This window comes from Paracoccus sediminicola (assembly GCF_027912835.1).
GTDB classification, from domain to species: Bacteria; Pseudomonadota; Alphaproteobacteria; order Rhodobacterales; family Rhodobacteraceae; genus Paracoccus; species Paracoccus sediminicola.
On record NZ_CP115768.1, the window covers coordinates 2345111 to 2364267 of the forward strand.

18 protein-coding genes are annotated in these 19157 nt (G+C 64.5%); 12 read left to right on the top strand and 6 right to left on the bottom strand.

Annotation, left to right across the window (positions count from 1 at the left end):
• Positions 1-9 precede the first annotated feature (9 nt).
• A complete protein-coding gene (locus tag PAF18_RS11550) occupies positions 10-321 on the top strand; it encodes a hypothetical protein (protein ID WP_271115866.1) in 312 nt (103 codons plus the stop codon).
• 60 nt (positions 322-381) lie between these two features.
• Here PAF18_RS11550 and PAF18_RS11555 read toward each other — a convergent pair whose 3' ends face one another.
• Both PAF18_RS11555 and PAF18_RS11560 read right to left on the bottom strand, forming a co-directional pair.
• Positions 382-1041: an ABC transporter ATP-binding protein gene (locus tag PAF18_RS11555; RefSeq protein ID WP_271115867.1), complete on the bottom strand. Its 660-nt coding sequence runs from the start codon at positions 1039-1041 to the stop codon at positions 382-384.
• 5 nt (positions 1042-1046) lie between these two features.
• A complete protein-coding gene (locus PAF18_RS11560) occupies positions 1047-2633 on the bottom strand; it encodes a KpsE/RkpR family capsule polysaccharide export protein (protein ID WP_271115868.1) in 1587 nt (528 codons plus the stop codon).
• 118 nt (positions 2634-2751) lie between these two features.
• On the opposite strand from PAF18_RS11560, the gene PAF18_RS11565 reads away from it, so the two are divergent.
• Together PAF18_RS11565 and PAF18_RS11570 are read left to right on the top strand one after the other, a co-directional pair.
• Positions 2752-3573, top strand: a complete 822-nt coding sequence (locus tag PAF18_RS11565; RefSeq protein WP_271115869.1) for an ABC transporter permease — start codon at positions 2752-2754, stop codon at positions 3571-3573.
• Positions 3573-4520, top strand: coding sequence for a glycosyltransferase (locus PAF18_RS11570; RefSeq protein WP_271115870.1), 948 nt, complete (start codon positions 3573-3575; stop codon positions 4518-4520). Before PAF18_RS11565 ends, PAF18_RS11570 begins: the two co-directional genes overlap by 1 nt.
• A gap of 5 nt (positions 4521-4525) precedes the next feature.
• Here the strand turns inward: PAF18_RS11570 and PAF18_RS11575 are convergent, their stop codons facing one another.
• A complete protein-coding gene (locus PAF18_RS11575) occupies positions 4526-5185 on the bottom strand; it encodes an ABC transporter ATP-binding protein (RefSeq protein ID WP_271115867.1) in 660 nt (219 codons plus the stop codon).
• 5 nt (positions 5186-5190) lie between these two features.
• On the bottom strand, positions 5191-6777 hold the full coding sequence (locus tag PAF18_RS11580) for a KpsE/RkpR family capsule polysaccharide export protein (protein WP_271115871.1): 1587 nt from the start codon (positions 6775-6777) through the stop codon (positions 5191-5193).
• A 91-nt stretch (positions 6778-6868) separates the two neighbouring features.
• Between PAF18_RS11580 and PAF18_RS11585 the strand changes: the two genes are divergently transcribed.
• The 6 genes from PAF18_RS11585 to PAF18_RS11610 all read left to right on the top strand — a co-directional run bounded on the left by PAF18_RS11585 (position 6869) and on the right by PAF18_RS11610 (position 14194).
• Positions 6869-7717, top strand: coding sequence for an ABC transporter permease (locus PAF18_RS11585; protein WP_271115872.1), 849 nt, complete (start codon positions 6869-6871; stop codon positions 7715-7717).
• A gap of 136 nt (positions 7718-7853) precedes the next feature.
• Positions 7854-9002: a UDP-galactopyranose mutase gene (glf, locus tag PAF18_RS11590; protein WP_271118121.1), complete on the top strand. Its 1149-nt coding sequence runs from the start codon at positions 7854-7856 to the stop codon at positions 9000-9002.
• A gap of 69 nt (positions 9003-9071) precedes the next feature.
• Positions 9072-10016 carry a TAXI family TRAP transporter solute-binding subunit gene (locus PAF18_RS11595; RefSeq protein WP_353620658.1) on the top strand — a complete coding sequence of 315 codons (945 nt, stop codon included), beginning with the start codon at positions 9072-9074 and terminating at the stop codon, positions 10014-10016.
• Positions 10013-11803: a TRAP transporter permease gene (locus PAF18_RS11600; protein ID WP_271115873.1), complete on the top strand. Its 1791-nt coding sequence runs from the start codon at positions 10013-10015 to the stop codon at positions 11801-11803. Before PAF18_RS11595 ends, PAF18_RS11600 begins: the two co-directional genes overlap by 4 nt.
• Before the next feature lie 100 nt (positions 11804-11903).
• Positions 11904-13085: a CaiB/BaiF CoA transferase family protein gene (locus tag PAF18_RS11605; protein ID WP_271115874.1), complete on the top strand. Its 1182-nt coding sequence runs from the start codon at positions 11904-11906 to the stop codon at positions 13083-13085.
• The gene (locus PAF18_RS11610) at positions 13082-14194 is read left to right on the top strand and encodes a type 2 periplasmic-binding domain-containing protein (protein ID WP_271115875.1); all 1113 of its coding nucleotides are present in this window, start codon (positions 13082-13084) and stop codon (positions 14192-14194) included. The genes PAF18_RS11605 and PAF18_RS11610 overlap by 4 nt, the downstream gene beginning before the upstream one ends.
• 4 nt (positions 14195-14198) lie before the next feature.
• On the opposite strand, the gene PAF18_RS11615 is transcribed toward PAF18_RS11610, so the two are convergent.
• Together PAF18_RS11615 and PAF18_RS11620 are read right to left on the bottom strand one after the other, a co-directional pair.
• Positions 14199-15047 carry an amidohydrolase family protein gene (locus tag PAF18_RS11615; RefSeq protein WP_271115876.1) on the bottom strand — a complete coding sequence of 283 codons (849 nt, stop codon included), beginning with the start codon at positions 15045-15047 and terminating at the stop codon, positions 14199-14201.
• A 28-nt stretch (positions 15048-15075) separates the two neighbouring features.
• Complete coding sequence (locus tag PAF18_RS11620; RefSeq protein ID WP_271115877.1) at positions 15076-15849, bottom strand: IclR family transcriptional regulator; 774 nt, start codon at positions 15847-15849, stop codon at positions 15076-15078.
• Between the two features lie 154 nt (positions 15850-16003).
• On the opposite strand from PAF18_RS11620, the gene PAF18_RS11625 reads away from it, so the two are divergent.
• The 3 genes from PAF18_RS11625 to PAF18_RS11635 all read left to right on the top strand — a co-directional run bounded on the left by PAF18_RS11625 (position 16004) and on the right by PAF18_RS11635 (position 19155).
• Entirely contained in the window at positions 16004-17317 is a 1314-nt protein-coding gene (locus PAF18_RS11625) for an ABC transporter substrate-binding protein (protein ID WP_271115878.1), read from the top strand.
• A gap of 99 nt (positions 17318-17416) precedes the next feature.
• A complete protein-coding gene (locus PAF18_RS11630; RefSeq protein WP_271115879.1) occupies positions 17417-18286 on the top strand; it encodes a carbohydrate ABC transporter permease in 870 nt (289 codons plus the stop codon).
• 2 nt (positions 18287-18288) lie between these two features.
• Positions 18289-19155, top strand: coding sequence for a carbohydrate ABC transporter permease (locus PAF18_RS11635; protein WP_271115880.1), 867 nt, complete (start codon positions 18289-18291; stop codon positions 19153-19155).
• Positions 19156-19157 lie beyond the last annotated feature (2 nt).

Below are 19157 nucleotides of genomic sequence, written 5' to 3' on the forward strand. Positions count from 1 at the left end.
GAGAAACGCATGTTCAGCGACGTGATCGAGATCATCGAAACCAACGGCAAGAGCATCCACGCCTATAACGACGTCGCCGGGATGCTGCGCCGCAATGCCGCCAGCCAGCCCGAAGACGCGGCCGGCTATCTGGTCCTCGCCCTCGCCGCCGAGCAGTTTCTGGAGCTGAATGAGCGCATGCCGCTGCGCGCGCCGCAGGTCGCGGAAAGTTTCGACAGGATCAAGAGCTTCGCCGAAAGCCTTGACCAGGGACGTGCGGCAGGTCGAGAAGCCTATCTCGGCGCTATCGAATCCGTCGCCCATCAGATCGCTTCTGCCTGATCCTGCTCTTTGGGCGCCATGTCAGGTCGCAGTGCCCCAGGCTAGCCGGGCTGCGCCGCCTCACCCTTGAAATGTATTTGTCTGATAGAGTTCGATGGCGTCGTCGATGGAGTTGCAGAATGTGAGTGTTCCGTTGTGGAGGACGGCGCCCATGGTGCAGGTCTTGCGGATGAAGGGGAGGGAGTGGCTGACCACGATGGATGAGGAACGGCGCATCCGCTCGCGGAACACGGCGGTTGATTTCTGCTTGAAGGCGGCGTCGCCGACGCTGGTGATCTCGTCGACCAGATAGGTGTCGAAATGGATCCCCATCGAGGTGCCCATCGCCAGGCGTGAGCGCATCCCCGAGGAATAAGTCCCGAAAGGTTTGTGGAAATTCACCCCGAGCTCGGCGAAATCCTCGACATAGGCGACCAGCTCATCGGTATCGACGCCATAGATCCGGGCCACGAAGCGCACATTCTGCGCCCCGGTCAGCTCGCGGTGGAAACTGCCGGCATAGCCCACCGGCCAGGACACCGTCCCGTCGCTGAGGATCGCGCCCGAATCCGGCAGCATGGTGCCCGCGATCATCCGCAGCATCGAGGATTTCCCGGCCCCGTTGCGCCCCATCAGCGCCACCGACTCCCCGGTCGGGAACACCGCGCTCACCCGATCCGCCACCACCGTGCGGATGCCCTTGCGATAATAGCTCTTGGACAGGTTCTGCAGGACGATCATCGCGCTCAGCGCCGGTCGCGGATGCTGTAATAGATCAGCAGCATGATCGACCAGATCACCAGCAACACCCCGAACACCGCCGCCAGAAGCACCGGGCGGTCCGGCTTGAGCGAGGTCTCGGCCAGCTTCGGCTCGATATGGGCGGCCAGATAGCGCGACTGGCGCTGCGCCTCGCCAAGCGCGGTCTCATAGGCGACCTGCGCGGCGCGATAGCTGGTCTCGGCGAATTCCATATCCACCGCGAGGCGTTCATATTCCGCCATCAGCTCGGCATAGCTTTCCCCCGCCGGCCCCTGCTCCTGCGCGCCGAATTTCGACCGCTCATCGGCGATCCGGCCCCGGATCGCGTCGATGCGCTGCTGGCCCTGGATCACCCGCGGATCGTCGCTGCGCGCGTTCTGGCTCAGCGTGTCGAGCGCGATCATCGCCTCGGCCAGCTGCGCCTGAAGCGAGTTCAGCACCCCCATCTGCCCGGCGATATCCGCCGCTGGATCGACGATCTGGGTGCGGGTGCGGAACGCCGTAATCGCCTGGCGCGCCTCGGACAGCCGGGACTGTGCCTGTTCCAGCTCGCCCCGCGCGAAGCTGGTCGCGTCCTCGCGCGCGATATCCGAGAGCCGGTTGATCGTCGACGAGCTTTCCGCAAAGGTCGCCTGCGCGATCTCGAGCGCGTCTTCGGGGGTGAAGGCCGCCACTTCCAGCGTGATCAGGCTGGTGGCGTTGTCATACAGCACCCGGACCTGGCGCTGCCAGTAATCGGTCAACTCTTCCAGCGGCTCGGCCGGGTCGAGCGCGAAGACCGGGTCCTGCGGCCAGGCCTTCGAGAACCTGGCCCGCAGATCGACCGTCTCGTCGAGCCGCGCCACGATGTCCTCGCTGCGCAGGAAATCATAGAGAATATCGGTGTCCGAGGCCGCCGAGCCGCCGGTCAGCTGGGTCAGCCCGCCCAGGAAATCCACCGACGGCGCGGCCTCTTCCTTGCGCACCGAAAAGGCGATGGTCGAGACATATTGATCGACCGCGCGGCTCCACAGATACCAGCCGCTGATCGCGCTCGGGGCGAGCACCACCAGGATGAAGGACAACAGCACCACCCAGTGCCGCAGCCGCGCCCCGGTCCGCGAGACGGGTGGATGCACCGGGATGCCGGGCCCGTCCGCATTCCCATCCGGCGGGCGCGATGCCGCCCTGCGGCTGCCCCCGCCGGCCGTTGCCGAAGCCGCCCGGACGCCCTGACCGGCCTTGCCCTGCCCGGCTTTCGCCTGACCGGCCTTCCGCTGCCCGGCCTTGCCGCGGCCGGGCGTGCCAGGCGCCGACCCGCCATGATCGATGCGCGTCGCCGCTGCCGCCGCGCCACGCCCGGAGACCGCAGCCCGATCCCGCGCTTCCGCACCATCCGGCCCGCCAGCCGTGTTCCCCGCACCGGCTGCGCCGGCCCGGGCGTCACGCCCGTCTCCGGCAGATCCGGCCCGGTCTGGACCGGCATCCGGCGCCGCCGCGCCGGCCCGGGCGTGTCCTGCGCCAGCGCCGGGCGTCTCCGCCTCTGGCGAGGCCGGGATCGGGGAGGTCGGGGGAGGAGAGCTCTGGCTCACATCGCGCTCTTTCGGTTGTTTTGCGCCCTAATGCCTTCTAAACCGGCCAGGCTGCAAGGACCAGTCCGCCGCAGGCCCCGCTGCAGAACCCGTGACCGCCACAGCAGGAAACCCCGCCTTGCCCTCCGACACCGCGCCACAGCACCAGGCCGCGCTGCACCAGATCCGCAAACGGCCCCGCTTCCAGATGGGCCGCACGGTCATGGCCCTCATGCTGCGCGAGATGGCCACAACCTATGGCCGCTCGGTCGGCGGCTATCTCTGGGCCATCCTCGATCCGGTGCTCGGCATCGTGCTGCTCTCCGTCGTCTTCTCCCTCGCCCTGCGCAGCCCGCCGCTGGGAGATAACTTCCCCCTCTTCTATGCCAGCGGCTATCTGCCCTTCGTCGCCTTCAACTCGCTTTCCCAGAAAATCGCCCGCTCGGTCCAGTTCTCCCGCCCCTTCATGGCCTATCCCTGCGTCACCTTCATGGATGCGCTGATCGCCAGGCTCGTGCTCAACGCCCTCACCGATGCCGTCGTCATCGCCATCGTCATCTCCGGCATCCTCGTCATCTACGACCTGCCCTTCCGGGTCGACCTGACCACGCTGGCCACCGCCCTGATCTTCGTCACCCTCCTCTCCGCAGGGATCGGCACGCTGAACTGCTATATCATGACCTCCTTTCCAACCTATGAACGCATCTGGTCCATCCTCACCCGGCCGCTCTTCCTGATCTCGGGCATCTTCTTCACCTATGACGCCCTGCCCCCGACAGCCCAGAACATCCTCTGGTACAACCCCCTTATGCATCTCGTCGGCCTCATGCGCAAAAGCCTCTATCCAACATATGAAGGCGAATACATCTCCCTCCCCTATGTCCTCGCCATCACCGCCATAACCCTCTTCTTCGGTCTCCTCCTCCTCTCAAGACACTTCAAAAAACTCATGGAAAGCTGATGGAGGAGAGGCTGAACATCGCGGCCCTGGTGGTCACGCATAACCGGCTGGACAAGCTGCGCGAGACGGTGGCGCGGCTGCTGGCCGAGCCGGTCGAGCATGTGCTGGTTTATGACAATGCCTCGACCGACGGCACCGCCATCTGGCTGGAAGATCAGGACGACCCCAGGCTGCATGTGCATCTTGCCAAGATCAACTCCGGCGGGGCGGGCGGGTTTTCCGAGGGGCTGCGGCTGGCGACAGAGCTCTGGGACCCGGACTGGACGATCCTGATGGATGATGACGGGCGTCCCGCAGCGGGTGCCGTGGCCGCGTTTCGCGACGCGGATGTTACTGCCTGGGACGCGATCGGTGCGGCTGTGCTGACCCCGGCCGGGCAGATCTGCGAGATGAACCGCCCCTACCGCAACCCCTTCTGGCACCTGCCCGAGTTCCTGCGCACGCTTGCGGGCAAGGGGCGGCGCGGTTTTCACCTCAGCGACGACGCCTATCGGCCCGAGGCCGGGGTGATTGCCGTGGATATGTCCTCTTTCGTCGGGCTGTTCCTTTCGCGGGCAGCCGTTCAGCGCGCGGGCTATCCCGATCCGCGGCTGTTCATCTATGGCGACGATCAGCTTTACACGCTGAACATGCGCCGCCGCGGGCTGCGCATCGGCTTCGATCCTCGGATCAGCTTCGAGCATGACACCGAGGCCACTCAGGGCGCCTCGGGCGTGGTGCTGCGACCGCTCTGGAAGGTGTATTACATGTATCGCAACGCGCTGATCGCCTATCGTGTCGCGGCGGGGTGGGCGTTCTGGCCGCTGGTCCCGGTGCTGGCGCTTAAATGGTGGCGCAAGGCGCGGGATTACGGCGAGGACGCGCCGCGCTATCGCGACTTGCTGCGACTGGCAATGCGCGACGGTCTGAAGGGCCGGCTCGACCGGTCACGCGACGAGCTGATGTAAGCCCTTCACCCTTGAAATGTATTTGTCTGATAGAGTTCGATTGCGTCGTCGATGGAGTTGCAGAATGTGAGTGTTCCGTTGTGGAGGACGGCGCCCATGGTGCAGGTCTTGCGGATGAAGGGGAGGGAGTGGCTGACCACGATGGATGAGGAACGGCGCATCCGCTCGCGGAACACGGCGGTTGATTTCTGCTTGAAGGCGGCGTCGCCGACGCTGGTGATCTCGTCGACCAGATAGGTGTCGAAATGGATCCCCATCGAGGTGCCCATCGCCAGGCGTGAGCGCATCCCCGAGGAATAAGTCCCGAAAGGTTTGTGGAAATTCACCCCGAGCTCGGCGAAATCCTCGACATAGGCGACCAGCTCATCGGTATCGACGCCATAGATCCGGGCCACGAAGCGCACATTCTGCGCCCCGGTCAGCTCGCGGTGGAAACTGCCGGCATAGCCCACCGGCCAGGACACCGTCCCGTCGCTGAGGATCGCGCCCGAATCCGGCAGCATGGTGCCCGCGATCATCCGCAGCATCGAGGATTTCCCGGCCCCGTTGCGCCCCATCAGCGCCACCGACTCCCCGGTCGGGAACACCGCGCTCACCCGATCCGCCACCACCGTGCGGATGCCCTTGCGATAATAGCTCTTGGACAGGTTCTGCAGGACGATCATCGCGCTCAGCGCCGGTCGCGGATGCTGTAATAGATCAGCAGCATGATCGACCAGATCACCAGCAACACCCCGAACACCGCCGCCAGAAGCACCGGGCGGTCCGGCTTGAGCGAGGTCTCGGCCAGCTTCGGCTCGATATGGGCGGCCAGATAGCGCGACTGGCGCTGCGCCTCGCCAAGCGCGGTCTCATAGGCGACCTGCGCGGCGCGATAGCTGGTCTCGGCGAATTCCATATCCACCGCGAGGCGTTCATATTCCGCCATCAGCTCGGCATAGCTTTCCCCCGCCGGCCCCTGCTCCTGCGCGCCGAATTTCGACCGCTCATCGGCGATCCGGCCCCGGATCGCGTCGATGCGCTGCTGGCCCTGGATCACCCGCGGATCGTCGCTGCGCGCGTTCTGGCTCAGCGTGTCGAGCGCGATCATCGCCTCGGCCAGCTGCGCCTGAAGCGAGTTCAGCACCCCCATCTGCCCGGCGATATCCGCCGCCGGATCGACGATCTGGGTGCGGGTGCGGAACGCCGTCATCGCCTGGCGCGCCTCGGACAGCCGGGACTGCGCCTGTTCCAGCTCGCCCCGCGCGAAGCTGGTCGCGTCCTCGCGCGCGATATCCGAGAGCCGGTTGATCGTCGACGAGCTTTCCGCAAAGGTCGCCTGCGCGATCTCGAGCGCGTCTTCGGGGGTGAAGGCCGCCACTTCCAGCGTGATCAGGCTGGTGGCGTTGTCATACAGCACCCGGACCTGGCGCTGCCAGTAATCGGTCAACTCTTCCAGCGGCTCGGCCGGGTCGAGCGCGAAGACCGGGTCCTGCGGCCAGGCCTTCGAGAACCTGGCCCGCAGATCGACCGTCTCGTCGAGCCGCGCCACGATGTCCTCGCTGCGCAGGAAATCATAGAGAATATCGGTGTCCGAGGCCGCCGAGCCGCCGGTCAGCTGGGTCAGCCCGCCCAGGAAATCCACCGACGGCGCGGCCTCTTCCTTGCGCACCGAAAAGGCGATGGTCGAGACATATTGATCGACCGCGCGGCTCCACAGATACCAGCCGCTGATCGCGCTCGGGGCGAGCACCACCAGGATGAAGGACAACAGCACCACCCAGTGCCGCAGCCGCGCCCCGGTCCGCGAGACGGGTGGATGCACCGGGATGCCGGGCCCGTCCGCATTCCCATCCGGCGGGCGCGATGCCGCCCTGCGGCTGCCCCCGCCGGCCGTTGCCGAAGCCGCCCGGACGCCCTGACCGGCCTTGCCCTGCCCGGCTTTCGCCTGACCGGCCTTCCGCTGCCCGGCCTTGCCGCGGCCGGGCGTGCCAGGCGCCGACCCGCCATGATCGATGCGCGTCGCCGCTGCCGCCGCGCCACGCCCGGAGACCGCAGCCCGATCCCGCGCTTCCGCACCATCCGGCCCGCCAGCCGTGTTCCCCGCACCGGCTGCGCCGGCCCGGGCGTCACGCCCGTCTCCGGCAGATCCGGCCCGGTCTGGACCGGCATCCGGCGCCGCCGCGCCGGCCCGGGCGTGTCCTGCGCCAGCGCCGGGCGTCTCCGCCTCTGGCGAGGCCGGGATCGGGGAGGTCGGGGGAGGAGAGCTCTGGCTCACATCGCGCTCTTTCGGTTGTTTTGCGCCCTAATGCCTTCTAAACCGGCCAGGCTGCAAGGACCAGTCCGCCGCAGGCCCCGCTGCAGAACCCGTGACCGCCACAGCAGGAAACCCCGCCTTGCCCTCCGACACCGCGCCACAGCACCAGGCCGCGCTGCACCAGATCCGCAAACGGCCCCGCTTCCAGATGGGCCGCACGGTCATGGCCCTCATGCTGCGCGAGATGGCCACAACCTATGGCCGCTCGGTCGGCGGCTATCTCTGGGCCATCCTCGATCCGGTGCTCGGCATCGTGCTGCTCTCCGTCGTCTTCTCCCTCGCCCTGCGCAGCCCGCCGCTGGGAGATAACTTCCCCCTCTTCTATGCCAGCGGCTATCTGCCCTTCGTCGCCTTCAACTCGCTTTCCCAGAAAATCGCCCGCTCGGTCCAGTTCTCCCGCCCCTTCATGGCCTATCCCTGCGTCACCTTCATGGATGCGCTGATCGCCAGGCTCGTGCTCAACGCCCTCACCGATGCCGTCGTCATCGCCATCGTCATCTCCGGCATCCTCGTCATCTACGACCTGCCCTTCCGGGTCGACCTGACCACGCTGGCCACCGCCCTGATCTTCGTCACCCTCCTCTCCGCAGGGATCGGCACGCTGAACTGCTATATCATGACCTCCTTTCCAACCTATGAACGCATCTGGTCCATCCTCACCCGGCCCCTCTTCCTGATCTCGGGCATCTTCTTCACCTATGACGCCCTGCCCCCGACAGCCCAGAACATCCTCTGGTACAACCCCCTCATGCATCTCGTCGGCCTCATGCGCAAAAGCCTCTATCCAACATATGAAGGCGAATATATCTCCCTCCCCTATGTCCTCGCCATCACCGCCATCACCCTCTTCTTCGGTCTCCTCCTCCTCTCAAGACACTTCAAAAAACTCATGGAAAGCTGATGGAGGAAGCGACGCAGCGTCAACGCACAGACCAAGGGTCGAGATTTTCCTGAGAATAGGTCATCTTCCGCAAAGCCTGCCGCGCTGATAAGGGATGGGCGCGCGTGACCGAGAGAGACAGGAGCAAGGCTTGGCGATGGATATTCTACTGGTGGGGGCCGGGCTGTCCGGCGCGGTGATCGGGCGTTGCCTGGCCGAGGCGGGGCATCGCTGCCGGATCATCGACGCGCGCGACCATATCGGCGGCAACTGCCATACCGAGCGCGATCAGGAGACCGGGGTCATGATGCATGTCTACGGCCCGCATATCTTCCACACCGATGACGAAGAGGTCTGGGCCTATGTCAACGGCTTCACCGAATTCATGCCGTTCCAGAACCGGGTCAAGACCACCGCGCAGGGTGCGGTCTATTCGCTGCCGGTCAACCTGCTGACCATCAACCAGTTCTTCGACCGCACCATGCGCCCCGAAGAGGCCCGTGCCTTCATCCAGGAGGAACAGGCCGACACCAGCATCGACGAGCCGCAGAATTTCGAGGAGCAGGCGTTGCGCTTCGTCGGGCCGGCTCTGTATGAGGCGTTCTTCAAGGGCTATACCGAAAAGCAATGGGGCTGCTCGCCGCAGGATCTGCCGGCCAGCATTCTCAAGCGGTTGCCGCTACGCTTCAACTATGACGACAATTACTTCTTCCACAAATTCCAGGGCATGCCCAAGGACGGCTATACGCCGATGATCGAGGCGATCCTCGATCATGAGAACATCACGGTCGAGCTGAACACCCCCTTTGCTCCCGAGATGCGCGACGGGGCCGATCACGTCTTCTGGTCGGGCCAGCTCGACGGGTTCTTCGATTACCGGCTGGGGCGGCTCGGCTACCGGACGCTTGATTTCGAGCGTTTCACCCATCAGGGCGACTATCAGGGCTGCGCGGTCATGAATTACGGCGACCGCGACGTGCCCTATACCCGCATCACCGAGCACAAGCATTTCAGCCCGTGGGAGGACCATGAAGGCAGCGTCTGCTATCGCGAATACAGCCGCGCCGCCGGGCCCGAAGACATTCCCTATTACCCGATCCGTCTGGTCGAGGAAAAGGCGCTGCTTGAGGACTATATCTCTCTGGCCGAGCAGCAGGACGGGGTCACCTTCGTAGGCCGGCTGGGGACATATCGCTATCTCGACATGGATGTGACGATCCGCGAGGCGCTGAACACTGCGCGCGAATTCCTGAGCCGGACCGAGGCGGGCACGGCGCCACAGGTCTTCTCGGCCTCGCCGCGCTGAGGGCCTGGGATCGGTTGACAGCAGGCGCGAACCGCCGATTGTAGTCGCGAAGACAGATCGGAGGAACTGATGATGACTTACTGGCGACAGGCGGCTCTGGCCGGGACGATAATTCTGGCCGCGTCCGCCGCGCAGGCGGACACCCGGCTCACCTATAAATCCGCCAAAACCGGCACCTCCTATTATCAGATGGGGGTGGAGCTGGCCGAGGCGGTCAAGGCAGCAACCGGCGACGACATCACCATGACCGTCGAGGAAAGTCAGGGCTCGGTCCAGAACGTGATGGAAGTCCGGGCCCGCGGTGGCGACTATGTCTTTACCAGCCCGCCCTCGCTTGTCGCGGGTGCGCAAGAGGGCTCTGGCCCGTTCGAAGGCAAGGGAGATCCCAAATTCTCGGAGATCCGGGCGCTGTTTCCGATTCCGTCGCTGACCATGCATTTCGTCATGGGCGGTAGCGAGGGGCCGACCACGTTGGACGCGCTTGAAGGTAAGCGCATTCTTCTGGGCAAAGGCAGTTTCGGGGCACGCGAAGGCGAAAAATATCTCGATCTTTTCGGGCTGACCGACAGCGTCACCATTGCTGATGCCGAGCTGTCTAATGCCGGTGATGCGCTGACCAACGGGCAGATCGACGGTTTCGTGACTGCGGGCAGCTATCCCGCACCAAATGTGATCGAGGCGGCTGCCGGGGACGGCGTTCGCATCCTGTCGCTGAGCGAGGAACAGATCGCCCAGACCGGTCAGGCCAAAGTCCTGATTCCCGCGGATGTCTATCCGGGACAATCGGGGGACATCACAACCACCGGGCTCCCGGTCGTGGCGTTCACCACGACCGACATGGACGATGACACCGCATATGCGCTGACCAAGGCCTTCTGGGAACAGCGCGACAAGATGGCCGAGACCGCGCCCTGGTGGGCCGGGGTCGGCACCGAACAGGTCGCCGAACTGGGCCAGCTGCATCCCGGTGCGGCGCGCTATTACGAAGAAGCAGGCGTCACGATCGCCGAATGACACCGCAGACGACCCCAAAGACGCGGCGGCTGGCCATGCTGGCCGCCGCGATCGTGCTGGTCGGCTTTCATCTCGGGCTGATCTTTTCGGGGATCGTGCCAAATCTGGTCGCCCGGCCGCTGCATCTGGCGCTGATCCTGCCCTGGATCTTTATCTTTGCGGAGCCGCGCGGGCGCGTGCCCGATCTGATCGGCGCCGCGCTTGCGGTCGCTGCCATGGCGGCAGCGCTCTGGATCGCGATGAACGCCGACCGTCTGGCGGATCAATACGGCTTCGTAGAGACCGGTTTTCAGTATGCGGTCGGCGCTATACTTCTGCTGGCGGTGCTCGAATCCGCACGCCGCGCCATCGGTTGGCCGCTGCCGCTTATTGCCGCTCTGGCGCTGCTCTATGCGGCTTTCGGACAATATGTGCCGGGCGAGTTCGGTCATGCACCCCTTCCACCGGCAAGCCTCATGGGGACACTGACCCTCGCGGAGGGCGGCATTTTCGGCCAGCTCACCGGGGTTTCGGTCGGTGTGGTGGCCATCTTCGTGATTTTTGGCGCGGTGCTGAATGCGGGCGAGGCAGGGCGCGGCTTCATGAATCTCGCCGCCGCCGTCGCCGGGCGGCTTCGCGGGGGGGCCGGGAAGGTCTCGGTGATTTCCTCGGCGCTGTTCGGCTCTATCTCGGGGTCGGCCTCGGCCAATGTTGCCTCGACCGGCGCGATCACCATCCCGGCGATGATCGGGCTTGGCTATCCCCGGCGCATCGCCGCCGCCGTGGAAGCGGTCGCCTCGTCGGGCGGTCAGATCATGCCGCCGCTGATGGGCGCTGGCGCTTTCGTCATGGTCGAGCTGACCGGGGTGCCCTACACCCAGATCATTGCGGCGGCGCTGCTGCCGGCTATCCTGTATTTCGCCGTGGTCTGGTTCGGCATCGACGCCTATGCGCGGCGAATGGGTCTTGGCGCGCTGCCCGCCGATCAGCGGCCCGGCCGGCGCGAGCTTGCGATCACCTCGGCCTTCTTCGCCCTGCCCTTCGCGGTTCTTCTGTTGGGTATGTTCCTGATCGGCTACACACCGCAATACGCGGCGTCGCTTGCGATTATTGCCGGGGCTGCTCTGCTGCTGTTCGGGGCCGATCTGCGCTTTGATCTGAGCCGGGCTGCGTCGCGGGCCGAAACGGCGCTGATCACCGCCGCACGGCAGGTCGCGCTGATCGCGGCGATCATTATCTGCGCCTCGATCATCATCGGCGTGCTGGCGATCACCGGGCTGGGCGTCAAGATCACCTCGCTGATCCTGTCGGCTTCGAACGGGCAGATCTGGCCTTCGCTGATACTGACCGCCCTCGCCTGCCTCGTGCTCGGTATGGAGGTGCCGACCACCGCCGCCTATGTCATCTGCATCTCGGTTGCCGGGCCAGCTCTGACGTCGCTCGGGCTGGAGCCATTGCAGGCGCATCTGTTCGTCTTCTGGTTCGCGCTTCTGTCGACCATCACCCCACCGGTCTGCGGAGCGGTGTTCATCGCGGCGGGGATGGCGCAAGAGAACTGGCTGCGCGTCGCGCTGACGGCGATGGCGCTCGGGGTCGGGCTTTACCTGATTCCGATGGGAATGGTTGCATGGCCCGAGCTGATCCGTCTGGCCGAGTCCCCCGTCGCGGCAGTCGCTTCGGCATTTGCGGTCGGCCTGGGCTGTGTTGTGATCTCTCACGGGCTGATCGGGCTGCGCCGCCCGCTGCAGGTCGGGCTGGCGCTGATCGCCGGGTTGGCGATCATTTTCGGGCTACCGGCTGTTATATGACACTGGGCGGATTCTTATATGAACGCGATCTTCATATGCGAACTTGAAACCCCTTCCCGCCGCCGCTAACGTCGCTGTCACAACGGGAACGGGGACGGGCATGACCCAGCGGGATTACGGCGACCATGCCGGACAGCGCGGCGACCTGCCGCTGGAAGGGCTGATCGTCGTCGATCTCAGCCAGTTTCTCTCCGGTCCCTACTGCTCGTTGCGCCTTTCCGACCTCGGCGCGCGCGTCATCAAGGTCGAGCGGCCCGGCGTCGGCGATCTCTCGCGGCGGCTCTATCTCTCGGATACCGAGATAGGCGGAGACAGCACGATTTTTCACGCGATCAATCGTGGCAAGGAGAGCATCGCCCTAGACCTCAAGGATACGCAGGATCTCGAGGCGCTTCGGAAACTGCTCGCGCAGGCCGATGTCATGATCCAGAACTTCCGACCCGGTGTTGCCGCGCGGATGGGGCTCGACTGGGGGCCTGTCCACGCGCTGAACCCGCGTCTCGTCTATGGCTCGATCAGCGGCTATGGGACCGGCGGTCCATGGGTCGGGCTGCCGGGTCAGGATCTGCTGGCGCAGGCGCGCTCGGGGCTGATGTGGCTGACGGGGGACGCCGATCAGGGCCCGGTCCCGATGGGGCTGGCGGTGGCCGATATGATGGCGGGTGTCGCGCTGAGCCAGGGGATCCTCGCGGCACTGGTGGGGCGCGCGGTAAGCGAGCGGGGACGGCTTGTCGAGACCTCGCTGATCGAGGCACTGATCGACCTTCAGTTCGAGGTGCTGACCACCCATCTCAATGACGGCCGCCGCCCGCCGCGCCGGGCGGCGGTCAATGGCGCCCACGCATATCTCTCGGCCCCTTATGGCGTCTATGCCTGCAAGGACGGGTATCTTGCCCTTGCGATGACACCGCTTCCCGACCTGTTCGAGCTGATCGGCTTACCGGACCTGACCAAAGGCGACGCGGATGCTGGCTTTCGGCTGCGCGATGAGATCAAGGCGGCAATCGCGGCACGGCTCTTGCAGGAAACCGTCTCGCATTGGCTTTCCGTTATGCAACCCGCAGATATCTGGTGCGCCGAGGTGATGGACTGGCCTGCTCTGCTGGAAAGCGAGGGATTCGCCGAGCTTGATATGTTGCAGCGGGTGAGCCGGAGTGACGGCATTACAATCGACACGACCCGCATTCCGCTGACGATCGACGGAAGACGCCCGACCTGCAGCGCCGCCGCGCCCGGTATCGGCGATCACTCGGCGCTGATCCGGCGGGAATTCGGGCTGTGACCACCCTGCGCGGCATGACCTGGAGCCATCCTCGCGGCTATGACCCGATGCTGGCCGTGTCGGCGGCCTGGGCCGAGAACGGAAATCCCATGATCACCTGGGACAAGCGTTCGCTTCAGGATTTCGAAAGCTATCCGGTCGAGGAGCTTGCCCGAAATTACGATCTCATCGTCATAGACCATCCCCATGTCGGACAGATCACCGCGGAGGGCTGCCTCATTCCCCTGCCGGGCGCTCCCGAGATTGCGCGGGGCAGTGTCGGGCTGTCCTATCCCAGCTATCATTGGCAGGGACAGCAATGGGCCTATCCCATCGACGCGGCGGCTCAGGTCCAGGCGCTGCGCCCCGAACTCGCGGCGGCGCCGGAGAACTGGGATGAGGTGCTGGATCTGGCCGCGTCGGGAGTCGTGGCGCTGCCGCTGCGCGCGCCGCATGCCCTGATGTGTTTCTATACGCTCTGCGCCAATGCCGGGCATCCCTGCCGGAATGAGGGCGCAGGCCAACTGATCCCCCGCGAGGCCGGGATCGAAAGCCTGGACCGCCTCTCCCGGCTGACGGCGCTGATCGATCCGGCCTGTTTCGACTGGGACCCGATCGACCTGCTCGACCGGATGGCGACGGGGACCGGCATCCTCTGCGCGCCGCTGATCTATGGCTATGTCAGCTATGCGAGGCGCGACTGCACGGCCACCCGGCTCAGCTTTCACGACATCCCGCAGAGCTATCCCGGCGCGGGTGTCGGCGGCTCCGCACTTGGCGGCACCGGGATCGCGGTGTCGGCCTTTTCGCAGCATTGCGACGCGGCGATCGCCTTTGCACAGCATATCGCAGGGCCCGAGGTGCAGCGCGGCCGTTACGCCGCATCAGGCGGACAAGTCGGACATGCCGCGGCCTGGACCGATCCACAGGTCGATGCCGCGGCTGGCGGCTTCTACTCCGGCACCGCGCGCAGTCTGGGCGCTGCATGGCTCAGGCCGCGGCATGACGGCTATATGGGATTTCAGCAGCGCGCCTCGCAGCGCATCTGCCAGGCGCTGCGCGACCGGGATTTCGGTGCAGCGATAAATGATCTGGAAACGCTTTTCGCGGCCAGCTTCGCGGCAGACTGACCTTTCAGCCGTCTGTCAGCCGCCAGATCCGTCGCGCATTGCCCGCGAAAAGCGCAGCCTTTTCTGTGTCGGAGCCGTCGCCGAACAGCGCCCGACTTGCCTCGACCCATTTCGTCAGCCCGCCGCCCAGCGTACAGACGAACCAGTCGCTGCCCCAGACCAGACGGTCGAAGCCGAAATGCGACACGACGTGATCCGTCCACCGCCTCAGATCATCTGCTGTCCAACCCGCCGAGGCATAGGCCGGAAGACCAGAGATCTTCGCCGCGACGTTGGGGCGCTGCGCCAACTCGGCCATATCGGAGGCCCAGCCTTCGAAGGCGCCACCGGCAATATCCGGCACGCCACAATGATCCAGAACGAATTGCGTGTCCGGTGCGGCATCTACCAGGGCAATCGCCAGCGGAAGCTGCCGTGCCTGCACGCAAAGATCGAAGGGCAGACCCGCCGGGCCGAGCCTGCGGATATTCGCGCGGAAGGTTTCGCTTTCGGAAAGCGCGTCCGGCACGACATGCAGCACGCGCCGAAAGCCGACCACCGATTTGCGTGTCTGAGCACGCTCGATCTCGGCTGCGAAGCCGTCATGTTCCGGTCGGCAAGCACCGATGATCCCCAGGATGGGCACATCATCGCGCGGCGGCAACCCCGCGATCATCTCGGTCTCGGCTGCGATCATCTCCTGTGCCGCGTCGACCTCCATATGCAGCGCGCCGACGATGCCGAGCCCGGCCGCCTCGGTCGCATATTCGGCATGGCTCCAGTCGCGATCCAACGCGCCCGCACCGTCAATCCACGGATAGCGGATGCGGCTGCGATCCACAGTGTGCAAATGGGTATCCAAAATCCCGGTCATGTCTCCTCCCCTGCCGCAACTGGCGGCGTCAGTTTTCCCCGTTCCTGTTGCCGGCCATTTCCGAGAGTTTCCGGCAGGTCCGGACCAGCAGATGCGCGCAATCGGACATGTCGGGCGCAGCAGTCGTATTCACCAGCGAGATATAGGGCACGGTCAAAGCGGCGATGGCGTTCCCGTCCCCAGCGAGAATCGGAGCAGACAGGTTGAAAACCCCCGCCGTTTGCGCCGAAGGCATCGTTTCATAGCCCTGCTCACGGATTCTCCCGAACCGTTGTCGAAGGCTTTCAGGGACCGCTCCGCTGCCTTCAGAGCGGTTTTCCGCGATCATCATCTCGCGCCGCTCGGGCGAGGTGAAGGCAAGCAGGATATGACCCGAGCCGGTGTCGAACAGCCCGATGTGAGAGCCCACACGGACGCTGATGCCCCAGTAATCCGGCGCCTCCTGCTGAGCGATCACAACCACGCGCCCGCGGTCGAACACGGCGAGATGCACCGCTTGCCGCGCCTGCTGCGTGAGATCGCGCATCAACGGAGTCGCATAGCTGACCAGCCGGCGGGTCGGCGCGTGAAGCTGCGCCAGCCCGAACATCTTTAGCGTCAGCGCAAACCGATCTCCATCGATTCGCGTGACATAGCCGCGCCGCTGAAGCCGGTCGAGCATCCGGTAGAGCTCGTTCGGGGTCCGGCCGAGCTGTTTTGCGATCTCTGCCTGCGAAAGCCCGCCATCGATTCCGGCCAGCAACTCAAGGATATCCAGCCCCTTGTCCAGGGCAGGCGCACGGTAGCGTTCGTCTTGGGACATCGTTCCTCCATGAAGCGGAGCATTCACATAGGTCAATGCTGAACGGGTGCCCAGAAGTTTCTTGACAGGCTGACCGCTGAGTATTTGTATATAAATCGAGCACTCACCAATGCAATAGATTTGCGCGTAGCCGGTGCTCGAGGGGAGGAGAACCATGAAAATCTTGACGACGAGCACAGCGTTGCTTGGCGGGGTCCTGCTGGCCAGCGTGGCGGGTGCGCAGGAGTTGCCAGGCAATTTCGAGGGCGTGACCATCGAAGCGAAGCTGATCGGCGGACAGCAATACGAAGCGCTCTATGCGCGGATCGCCGAATGGGAGGAGGCGACCGGCGCGACCGTCAGCGTGATCTCGAAAAAGAACCACTTCGAACTGGACCGCGAGATCAAATCCGACATCGCCACCGGCCAGCTCGGCTGGTGCGTCGGATCGAACCACTCCTCTTTCGCGCCGCAATATCCGGGAATCTATACCGATCTGCGCGCGCTGCTGCCTGAAGACGCGCTGGCCGATTTCGTGCCCGCCACGCTCGAGGCCGCCACGCTGGAGGACCGTCTGGTGATGCTGCCGCGCGCCCAGTTCGACGTATCGGCAGTCTATTACCAGAAGTCGCTCTATGAGGATGAGGACAACAAGAGCGCCTTTCAGGAAGAATACGGCTATGAGCTGGCTCCGCCCGACACCTGGGACCAGCTTGCCGATCAGGCGAAATTCTTCGCCAATCCGCCGGATTTCTACGGAACGCAATATGCCGGGAAGGAAGAAGCCATCGCCGGGCGCTTCTATGAGATGCTGCTGTCGAATGGCGGCGAGTTTCTGGACGCAGAGGGCCGCCCCGCCTTCAATTCCGAGGCCGGGCTCCAGACGATGCAGTGGTTTGTCGATCTCTACGAGGCCGGCGCGGTGCCCAATGGGGTGCCGAACTATCTGTGGGACGATCTCGGACAGGGTTTCGCATCGGGGACTGTCGCGATTGACCATGACTGGCCCGGCTGGATGGGCTTCTTCGGCGACCCGTCTTCCAGCAAGGTCGCCGGCAATATCGGTGTTGTGCCGCCGCCCAAAGGATCTTCGGGCGAGCGCAGCGGCTGGTCGGGCTTCCACGGTTTCTCAGTAACCGAGGATTGTGCCAATCCCGAAGCCGCCGCGTCGCTGGCGTGGTTCCTGACCAATGAGGACAGCCAGAAGCTGGAAAGCTCGGCAGGACCGCTGCCAACGCGAAACGCGGTCTGGGATTACGTGATCGAAGAGGCGCAGGACGACCCCTATCGCGCCGAGGCTCTGGCCGCGTTCCAGACAGCGTCGGAGGGCGCTTATCCGGTGCCGCGAACGCCAAGCTGGATCGGGATCACCAATGCCGTTTACCCAGAGCTTCAGGCCGCGATCCTGGGCGACAAGACCGCGCAAGAGGCGCTCGACACCGCCGTCGAAGAGGCCACGATGGTCCTTGAAGACGCCGGCGAACTGTAAGCCGAGCCGTCACTGGCCGGAGAGGGCAAGCTCTCTCTCCGGCACCATGATCTCAAGCAGGGCCGTGACCACATGAAGCCGTGGCGACTTCCTCCGCATATGCTGCTGTTGCTGCCCGCCGTTCTGGTGCTGGTGGCGGTGGTGGTCCTGCCGCTGATCCTGTCGCTCTGGTCCAGCTTGACCCCGTTCCGGCTGACCCGGCCGGACTCGATCTATGATTTTGTCGGACTGCGCAACTATGCAAGGCTGCTGAGCGACGGGGATTTCTGGTCGGCCTTCGGACGCACCGTTTTGCTGCTGACCGTGGCGCTGAACCTGGAGCTTGTCTTTGGGCTGTGCCTCGCCCTGCTGATCGAGAGGGCCAGCCGCGGTCAACGCATCCTGCGCACGCTGCTGATGTTTCCGATGATGTTTTCTCCGGTGCTCGTGGGCTTCCAGTTCAAGTTCATGTTCAACGACAATATCGGACTGGTGAATAACGCGCTGCAATCTATCGGGCTGACCGACCGGGCGATCCCGTGGCTGATCGACCAGAATCTCGCCATGTTCTCGATCATCGCCGCAGAGGTATGGTCCTCGACTTCCGTCTTCGCGATTTTCATCCTCGCCGGGCTGATGTCGATGCCTCGCGATCCGATTGAGGCCGCGCGCGTCGATGGCTGCACGCCGTGGCAGAGTTTTCGCTATGTGACATGGCCCTTTCTGATGCCGTTCGCCTTTATCGCGATGACGATCCGCTCGCTGGATGTTGCGCGGGCCTATGACATCATCAAGATCATGACCGATGGCGGCCCGGCGCAGCGCACCGAGGTGCTGTGGACCCTGATCGCGCGCACGGGCTATTCGGATGCGCGGATGGGGATGGCGAATGCGATGGCCTATGTCGCCATCCTGCTGTCCATCCTGTTCACGGTGATCTTCTTCCGCAAGCTCGCCCAATCCCGCGAGCAGATCGCGGCCGAGTGGTAGAGATGGACGCCAACCGTTCTTCACGCATCCGCAGACTTCTCACCCGGTGGGCGCTGAATGCTGCGCTGTTCCTGGCGATGGCGATCATCTGCCTGCCAGGACTGTGGATCGTGCTGAACTCGCTGCGTCCCACGGTCGAGATCATCGCCAAGCCACCGGTCTGGCTCCCGCGAGAGCTGAATTTCGACGCGTATGTGGCGATGTTCTCGGGTGTGGGCAGCGGGGGTATTCCGGTGATCGACTATTTCCGCAACTCGATCATCATCGCCGTGACCTCGACGGTGATCGCGCTCATGATCGGAATGGCGGGCGGCTATGCGTTTGCACGGTATCGCTTTCGGGGTAAGTCGGGGTGGTTTCTGGGGCTGATGCTGACCCGGACGGTGCCGGGCATCGCGCTTTCGCTACCGCTATTCTATATCTACGCAAAGCTTGGGATCATCGATACGCATTTCGGGCTGATCCTGGCCTATGTCGCGATGAATGTGCCGTTTACGATCTGGCTGATCGACGGGTTCTTCCGGCAGGTCCCGCGCGATCTCGCCGAGGCGGCGCAGATCGACGGCTGCACCCGCTGGCAGGCTTTCTGGCAGGTCGAGTTTCCACTTGCCCGCCCCGGCATCGCGAGCGCCGGGATCTTCGCCTTCCTCACGGCCTGGAACGAGTTCGCGCTTGCCTCTCAGCTCACCCGCTCGACCAACAGCAAGACGTTGCCGGTCGGATTGCTGGATTACACCGCCGAGTTCACCATCGACTGGCGCGGCATGTGCGCACTGGCCGTGGTGATGATCGTGCCGGCGCTGCTGCTCACTTACGCCGTTCAGAAACATCTCGTCTCCGGTCTGACCGCAGGCGCCGTGAAGGGATAGGA

What these genes read in the sequence shown, in the direction of transcription:
- PAF18_RS11615 (WP_271115876.1), bottom strand. Translation starts at nt 15,047, where the DNA reads ATGACCGGGATTTTGGATACCCATTTGCACACTGTGGATCGCAGCCGC.
- PAF18_RS11635 (WP_271115880.1), top strand. Translation starts at nt 18,289, where the DNA reads ATGGACGCCAACCGTTCTTCACGCATCCGCAGACTTCTCACCCGGTGG.
- PAF18_RS11575 (WP_271115867.1), bottom strand. Translation starts at nt 5,185, where the DNA reads ATGATCGTCCTGCAGAACCTGTCCAAGAGCTATTATCGCAAGGGCATC.
- PAF18_RS11630 (WP_271115879.1), top strand. Translation starts at nt 17,417, where the DNA reads ATGCTGCTGTTGCTGCCCGCCGTTCTGGTGCTGGTGGCGGTGGTGGTC.
- PAF18_RS11605 (WP_271115874.1), top strand. Translation starts at nt 11,904, where the DNA reads ATGACCCAGCGGGATTACGGCGACCATGCCGGACAGCGCGGCGACCTG.
- PAF18_RS11550 (WP_271115866.1), top strand. Translation starts at nt 10, where the DNA reads ATGTTCAGCGACGTGATCGAGATCATCGAAACCAACGGCAAGAGCATC.
- PAF18_RS11570 (WP_271115870.1), top strand. Translation starts at nt 3,573, where the DNA reads ATGGAGGAGAGGCTGAACATCGCGGCCCTGGTGGTCACGCATAACCGG.
- PAF18_RS11555 (WP_271115867.1), bottom strand. Translation starts at nt 1,041, where the DNA reads ATGATCGTCCTGCAGAACCTGTCCAAGAGCTATTATCGCAAGGGCATC.
- PAF18_RS11620 (WP_271115877.1), bottom strand. Translation starts at nt 15,849, where the DNA reads ATGTCCCAAGACGAACGCTACCGTGCGCCTGCCCTGGACAAGGGGCTG.
- PAF18_RS11595 (WP_353620658.1), top strand. Translation starts at nt 9,072, where the DNA reads ATGATGACTTACTGGCGACAGGCGGCTCTGGCCGGGACGATAATTCTG.
- glf (WP_271118121.1), top strand. Translation starts at nt 7,854, where the DNA reads ATGGATATTCTACTGGTGGGGGCCGGGCTGTCCGGCGCGGTGATCGGG.
- PAF18_RS11600 (WP_271115873.1), top strand. Translation starts at nt 10,013, where the DNA reads ATGACACCGCAGACGACCCCAAAGACGCGGCGGCTGGCCATGCTGGCC.
- PAF18_RS11625 (WP_271115878.1), top strand. Translation starts at nt 16,004, where the DNA reads ATGAAAATCTTGACGACGAGCACAGCGTTGCTTGGCGGGGTCCTGCTG.